6 protein-coding genes are annotated in these 6029 nt (G+C 72.3%); 5 read left to right on the top strand and 1 reads right to left on the bottom strand.

Annotated elements, in window-relative coordinates:
- From KS423_RS36290 to KS423_RS36280, 3 genes are all read left to right on the top strand, one after another.
- Nucleotides 1–2330: collagenase (locus KS423_RS36290; RefSeq protein WP_224284004.1), on the top strand; the 2330-nt coding region annotated here is incomplete at its 5' end.
- A 170-nt stretch (nucleotides 2331–2500) separates the two neighbouring features.
- A complete protein-coding gene (locus KS423_RS36285; RefSeq protein ID WP_045703875.1) occupies nucleotides 2501–2737 on the top strand; it encodes a toxin-antitoxin system HicB family antitoxin in 237 nt (78 codons plus the stop codon).
- Nucleotides 2734–3162 (top strand): fic family toxin-antitoxin system, toxin component, encoded by a 429-nt coding sequence (locus KS423_RS36280; protein WP_224284003.1) that lies wholly within the window; start codon nucleotides 2734–2736, stop codon nucleotides 3160–3162. Before KS423_RS36285 ends, KS423_RS36280 begins: the two co-directional genes overlap by 4 nt.
- Nucleotides 3163–3228: 66 nt before the next feature.
- On the opposite strand, the gene KS423_RS36275 is transcribed toward KS423_RS36280, so the two are convergent.
- Nucleotides 3229–4140 carry a GNAT family N-acetyltransferase gene (locus KS423_RS36275; RefSeq protein WP_224284002.1) on the bottom strand — a complete coding sequence of 304 codons (912 nt, stop codon included), beginning with the start codon at nucleotides 4138–4140 and terminating at the stop codon, nucleotides 3229–3231.
- Between the two features lie 204 nt (nucleotides 4141–4344).
- On the opposite strand from KS423_RS36275, the gene KS423_RS36270 reads away from it, so the two are divergent.
- Both KS423_RS36270 and KS423_RS36265 read left to right on the top strand, forming a co-directional pair.
- Nucleotides 4345–5250, top strand: a complete 906-nt coding sequence (locus tag KS423_RS36270) for a RimK family alpha-L-glutamate ligase (RefSeq protein ID WP_224284001.1) — start codon at nucleotides 4345–4347, stop codon at nucleotides 5248–5250.
- A partial coding sequence (locus KS423_RS36265) for a RimK family alpha-L-glutamate ligase (protein ID WP_224284000.1) occupies nucleotides 5247–6029 on the top strand: 783 nt, incomplete at its 3' end. The genes KS423_RS36270 and KS423_RS36265, both read left to right, overlap by 4 nt.

Genomic DNA, 6029 nt, shown 5'->3' with positions numbered 1-6029 from the left:
AGACCGCGCCGCGCCCGGAGGCGCCGAAGACGACCCCGGCCAAGCCGGCCCTCGCCGCCCGTGGTGCCGCCGGTGCGGCCGCCACCGCCACCGCGCAGAGCTGCACCCCGGCCGACTTCGGCAGCCGCAGCGGGGCCGACCTGGTCTCCTTCGTCGAGAGCTCGACCACGGACTGCGTCAACACGCTGTTCAACGTCACCGGCACCGACGCGGGCAACATCTTCAAGGAATCGAAGATGCTGACCGTCGCCAACGCCTTCCAGGCCATGGCGGGCAGCTACACCGGCGACAACTCGACCGCGATCCTGCAGCTCGTGCTCTTCCAGCGGGCCGGCTGGTACGTGCAGTCGTACAACTCGGGCGCGGTCGGCCCGTACGACGCGGCCCTGAGCAGTGCCTCCAAGGCCGCCCTCGACGCGTTCTTCGCGAGCCCGCACCGCACCGACGTCAACGACAACAACGGCGTCGTGCTCAACGAGGTGCTGGTGCTCACCGACAGCGCCAACCTCCAGGGCAGCTACCTGGGCGTCTACAAGCAGGTGCTGAACGGCTACAACAGCTCGTACAACGCCTACCCGAAGATGCTCAAGGCGGTCAACGCGGTGCTGTCCGCGCCGCTGTGGCGGGGCAACTGGAACCCCGACTTCGTCAACGCGGTCGCCGCCGACCCGAGCATCGGAGTCGCCCTGGGCGACTTCGCGCTGAACCACAAGGACCTGCTCGGTACGCCCAACGCCTACCTGGACGTCAACGCGGGCAACGACCTCGGCCGGATGGCCGGCGACAGCCCGGCGGTCGAGGCGGCGCTCAAGGACAAGGTCAAGGCCGTCCTCGACGGCGTGCAGATCACCGGCGCCACCGGCCCGCTGTACGTCCACACCGCGTTCCAGGCCAACAGCTTCGACCCCGGCCAGTGCTCGTACTACGGCATCTGCGACCTGCCGGCGAAGCTGACCGCCGCGGTGCTGCCGAACCAGTTGGTCTGCGACAACCGCACCATCCAGACCGAGGCCCTGTCGCCCGCCGACCTGGCCGCCGTCTGCGCCAGCCTGCGCGGCGAGGACACCTTCTTCCACAAGCTGGTGAAGGACAACGGCCCGATCCCCGGCCAGTACGACAAGGAGCTGACCCTCGCGGTCTTCGCCAACCAGGCGGACTACCTGACGTACTCCTGGGCGATCTTCAACAACTCCACCGACAACGGTGGACAGACCGTCATGGACCCGACCGACCCGAACAACCGGGCCGTGTGCGTGATGTACCAGAAGTCCTGGAACGACGGCTTCACCGGCAACGTGTGGAACCTCAACCACGAGTACACGCACTACCTGGACAACATCTACGACCTCAAGGGCAACTTCTCCACCGAGATCTCCGTCCCGGACATCTGGTGGATCGAGGGCGTCGCCGAGTACGAGTCCTACGCCTACCGCGGCACCACCGACACCCAGGCGATGGCCGAGGCCGCCAAGCACACGTACAAGCTGAGCACCGTCTTCCAGAACACGTACGGCAACTCGGACACGGTGCGCACCTACCCGTGGGGCTACCTGGCCGTCCGGTACATGTTCGAGAAGCACCCGGCCGACATCGACGCCATGCTCGCGCACTTCCGCACCGGTGACTACCAGGGCGGCTACGCGGTCTACAACGGCATCGGCACCGGCTACGACGCCGACTTCGACGCCTGGCTCGACGCCTGCGCCGGCGGCGCCTGCTACGCGGCCGGCCCGACCGCGCTGTTCGGCCAGACCGTGAACGGCCCGACCGTCACCCTGACCGACAAGTCCGTGCAGACCGGCCCCGGCCAGATCACCGCCTGGCACTGGACCTTCGGCGACGGCAGCTCGTCCGACCAGCAGAGCCCGACCCACACCTACGCGGCCGCGGGCACCTACACCGTCGCGCTGACCGTCACCGACAGCACCGGAAAGACCGCCAGCACCCCGGCCTCGGTCACCGTCACCTCGGGCAGCGGCAGCGGTGGCGGCACCACCCCGCCGACCTGCACCGACCCGCGTACCGACGCCCTGGGCCAGAACTGCTCGCGGGCCAACCTGTCGGCCACCGCCGGGAACCTGGACTACCTGTACGTCTACCTCCCGGCCGGCACCAGCACCCTGAAGATCACCACCACCGGGGGCACCGGCACCGCCTACCTGTACTACAACGACAGCACCTGGGCCTCGCCGAGCGCCTACACCGCCTCGTCCACCAACGCGGGCACCACCCAGAGCATCACCGTCACCAACCCGACGGCCGGCTACCGCTACGTGAGCCTCTACGCGAAGACCGACTTCAGCGGGGTCACCGTCAGCACCCAGTTCTGATCCGTCCGATCCGACCCCTTCCGGGGTGGGCCGGGCCCGTGGCAGCAGCCACGGGCCCGGCCCGTTCGGCGTCCTGGTGACGGCAGGGTTGCGCGGCGGCGTGCGGCAGGTGTGCGGGCGGTGTGCGCACGCCCTTGTTGTGCTAGCACTTGAGCGCTAGCTTGAGCGGCATGGGTAAGAAGCAGCTGAACGTGCGGGTCGACGCCACGACCGCCGAGATGGCCCGGGAACGGGCGGAGCAGCAGGGGATCAGCATGAACCAGTACATCGAGCGCCTGGTCCAACAGGACATGGGCGAGTCCGGACGGGCCTTCGTGGACGCGGCTGCGCAGTTCATGAAGGAGTACGAGACGGCCTTCCTCGCCGAGTTCGGGGAGCCGGGCGACCTCCAGGACGTGCGCCGTTGAAGCTGGAGGTCGACCTCTCGTGGCTGCTCATGACCGCCGAGCAGTACACGCCCGGTGACCCGCAGGTCACCGACTACGGCTCGCTGCTCGCGGCGGTCACCCGCCATCAGGCCGAGATATTCGACATCGCGGTCTACCCCGAACCACAGGACCGTGCCGCCGCGCTGATGCACCAGCTGATCCGGGTGCCCGCGCTGGAGAAGACCAACGAACTTTTCGCCACCGCCGTCGCCTACGCCTACCTCGTCGCCAGCGGCTGCACCGTCGCCACCACCGCCCGCGAGGTGCGCAGCCTCTCCCGGGCCATCCGCGAGGGGCGGCTCGGGGTCTCGGGCGTCGCCGAGAGGCTGGCGGCCTGGGTGGTGGACGAGGCGGAGGGGGAAGGCGTCACCGGGGCGGACGAGGAGGACGAGGACGACGACTGACCGTCGCCGCCCCGTCGGGGCTCCCCGGGCCGTTGCGCGCCGGGCTCCTGCCGGGCGGAGGGGGTTCTACTGGACGGCGGCCTCCTGCGGGGCGGCGGCCTTCTGCTGGTCACCGGTCTCCTGCTGGGCGGGCGGCTCCGCGATCAGGGCCGTCGCGAAGGCGCGGAAGCCGGCCCGGCGGTAGATCCGGGCGACGTCCTCGTCGGCGGCGGACAGGAACACCGTCCGCACCCCGTTAGCCCGGGCGTGCGCGACCAGGGCCGCGGTGACCGCCAGGCCCAGCCCGCGACGGCGCGCGGACGGGAGCGTGCCCACCCCGGCCACTTCGGTGACCGGGCCCACCGGGTTGTGCTGGCCCGCGCACAGCGCCGTGCCGTCCTCCAGGGCCGCGGCGAGCACGGTGATGCCGGCGGTGATCCGATGGGAGATCCGCTCCACCGTGCCGTCGACCGTCAGCGTCGCCGCGCTCTCGGCGAGTTCGGCCGTGCCGGCCGGGCCGACGGCGGTGCCCGGCTCGGCGAAGGCCAGGTGCGGGACGGCGATGGCGGCCGCCAGTTCCGGCGCATCCGGCGCCAGCACCCGGACCTCCACCCGTTCCGGCAGCTCGGGCGCCGGGGCCGCTTCGTCCTGCGGGCCCAGCACCAGCAGCGGGTGCTCGTGCACCGTCAGGCCCGCCGCCTCGACCGCCGCGCGCAGCTCCGGGTTCTGCTCGGCCAGCCACTCGAAGGCCTCCGGCACGCCCAGCTCCCGCTGCCGATCCAGCACCCGGCGGACGTCCCCGGCGGTGGCGGCCGGGCCGTTGTGGCCGAGGGCCGGGCGGGCGTAGTACGGCCAGCCGGCCCCGTCGCGGACGAACAGGGTCAGCGGCCCGAAGTCCTCGGTACGGGCGGCGCTGCGCGGCACGGCGTCGTAGTAGGTCTCGATCTCGTCGAGCAGGAGGCGGTCGGGAGCATGATCGGCAGGAGTCACGGCCCGCATCCAAGCAGGGGCGGGGGCGAGGTGCCACCCGTTTTCGCGTGCGGTCCGGTCCTCCGGTCACGCCTCGGGGGCCGATTGTTGCCGAACGCTTACCCGCTCGCAGCGATCTTGTGCGGACACGGCGTGCATGCTGAAGCCTTTACAGCTCTGCCGAGGGGGACGGCGGACGTCTGCACGAGGCGAGGCAAGGGGGAAGACAGGCCCATGAGGCTCTGCTTTCTGGTGGAGGAACACTACCGGCACGACGGCATGCCACTCGACGTGGCGCGCCAACTCACCGCGTGGGGGCACCGGGTGGACGTGCTGCGCCCCGGGGACTCGCTGCTGGCGATCTCCGAGGAGGTCCGGGCCGGCAGCCACGACGCCTGGGTGCTCAAGACCGTGTCCGGCGGGCCCGGGCTGACCCTGCTGGAGTCGGCCGCCGCCGTCGGCCTCACCACGGTGAACGACGTGCGCTCGATCCGGGGGGTCCGGGACAAGGCGCTCGCCGCGGTGATCGGCCGCACCCGCGGCCTGCCCGTCCCGGTGACGTACGCGGCCGCGCGCTGGGAGCGGCTGGCGGAGATCCCTGCCGCCGAGTACCCGCTGGTGGTCAAGCCCGCCGACGGCAGCTCCGGGCGCGCCGTGCGGCTGGTGCGCGACCCCGGCCAACTGCTGGAGGTCGGGCCGGAGCTGGCGGGGGAGGGGCTGCTGATCGCGCAGCCGTACGTGCCCAACTCCGGGACCGACCTCAAGGTGTACTGCGTCGACGGCGAGCTGTTCGCGACGGAACGTTCCTCCCCGCTGCGCCCCGGGCAGGGTGTGCGCGAGCGGCAGGTGCCGCTGCCGGGGAGCGTCGCGCGGATCGTCGCGCAGGTCGGCGAGGTGTTCGGGCTGGACCTGTACGGGGTCGACGTGCTGCTGGGGCCGGACGGGCCGGTCGTGGTGGATGTCAACGACTTCCCGAGCTTCCGGCAGGTGCCGGACGCGGTGGCCCGGGTCGCCCGGGCGGTGCTGCGGCTGGCACGCAGCGGGACGGCCGTGTCGGTGCCCGGCGGGCCCGCCGAACTGGTGCCCGCGGGCGGCGATCCGTACGGGCACCTGGGCTTCGGCGAAGGGGAGCTGCTGTGAAGGTCGGGCTGATCACCGGCGACCCGGGGCATCCGGTGCTGGCGGCGTCCGCCGAACTGCTGGTGAGGCAGGGGCACGAGGTGGCGGCCGTCCCGCCCGCGGGGCCCGTGGGCGGGCTCGCGGACGTCTACCTGCTCAAGGCGCGTACGCCGCAGGCGCTGGCGCTGGCGGGGGAGTTGGAGCGGAGGGGCGCGCCGGTGGTCAACTCGGCGGCGGCCACCGAGCTGTGCCAGGACCGGGTGCGGATGGCCGACCTCGCCCGCGCCGCCGGGCTGCCCTTCGCGCCCACGGACGCGGTCGGACGGCTGGGCGAACTCGTCGATCCGGCCTACCCGTTCGTGGTCAAGAGCCGGCACAGCAGGCGGCACGACCTGGTCGCCCGGGTGGACGGCCCGGCCCGGCTGCGCGAACTCGCCGAGTGCTGGCCCGAGGAGCCGGTCGTCACGCAGCCGTTCGTCCCGGGGAGCGGTTGGGACCAGAAGCTGTGGGTGGTCGACGGGCAGGTGTTCGCGGCCCGGCGGCAGTCCGAACTGGCCACCGGCACGGGGAAGTCGGGGCGGGCGGAGGACTGGGAGCCGTCCGCGGGGCGGGCCGCGCTCGCGCTGCGCGTCGGCGAGGTGTTCGGGCTGGACGTGTACGGGGTCGACCTGCTCGACGGGCCCGCCGAGCCGGTCATCGTGGACGTCAACGCCTTTCCCGGGGTCCGCGGGCGGCCCGGTGCGCCGGAGGCGCTCGTGGCGCTGGCGCTGCGCGTCGGGGCGGAGCGGGGCCGGGCGCTC

The organism is Streptomyces sp. LS1784 (assembly GCF_020103755.1).
Classification (GTDB): domain Bacteria; phylum Actinomycetota; class Actinomycetes; order Streptomycetales; family Streptomycetaceae; genus Kitasatospora.
The sequence above is the reverse complement of the archived record's forward strand: the minus strand, read 5'-3'. Positions and strand labels throughout refer to the sequence as shown.

What these genes read in the sequence shown, in the direction of transcription:
- KS423_RS36270 (WP_224284001.1), top strand. Translation starts at nt 4,345, where the DNA reads ATGAGGCTCTGCTTTCTGGTGGAGGAACACTACCGGCACGACGGCATG.
- KS423_RS36275 (WP_224284002.1), bottom strand. Translation starts at nt 4,140, where the DNA reads ATGCGGGCCGTGACTCCTGCCGATCATGCTCCCGACCGCCTCCTGCTC.
- KS423_RS36285 (WP_045703875.1), top strand. Translation starts at nt 2,501, where the DNA reads ATGGGTAAGAAGCAGCTGAACGTGCGGGTCGACGCCACGACCGCCGAG.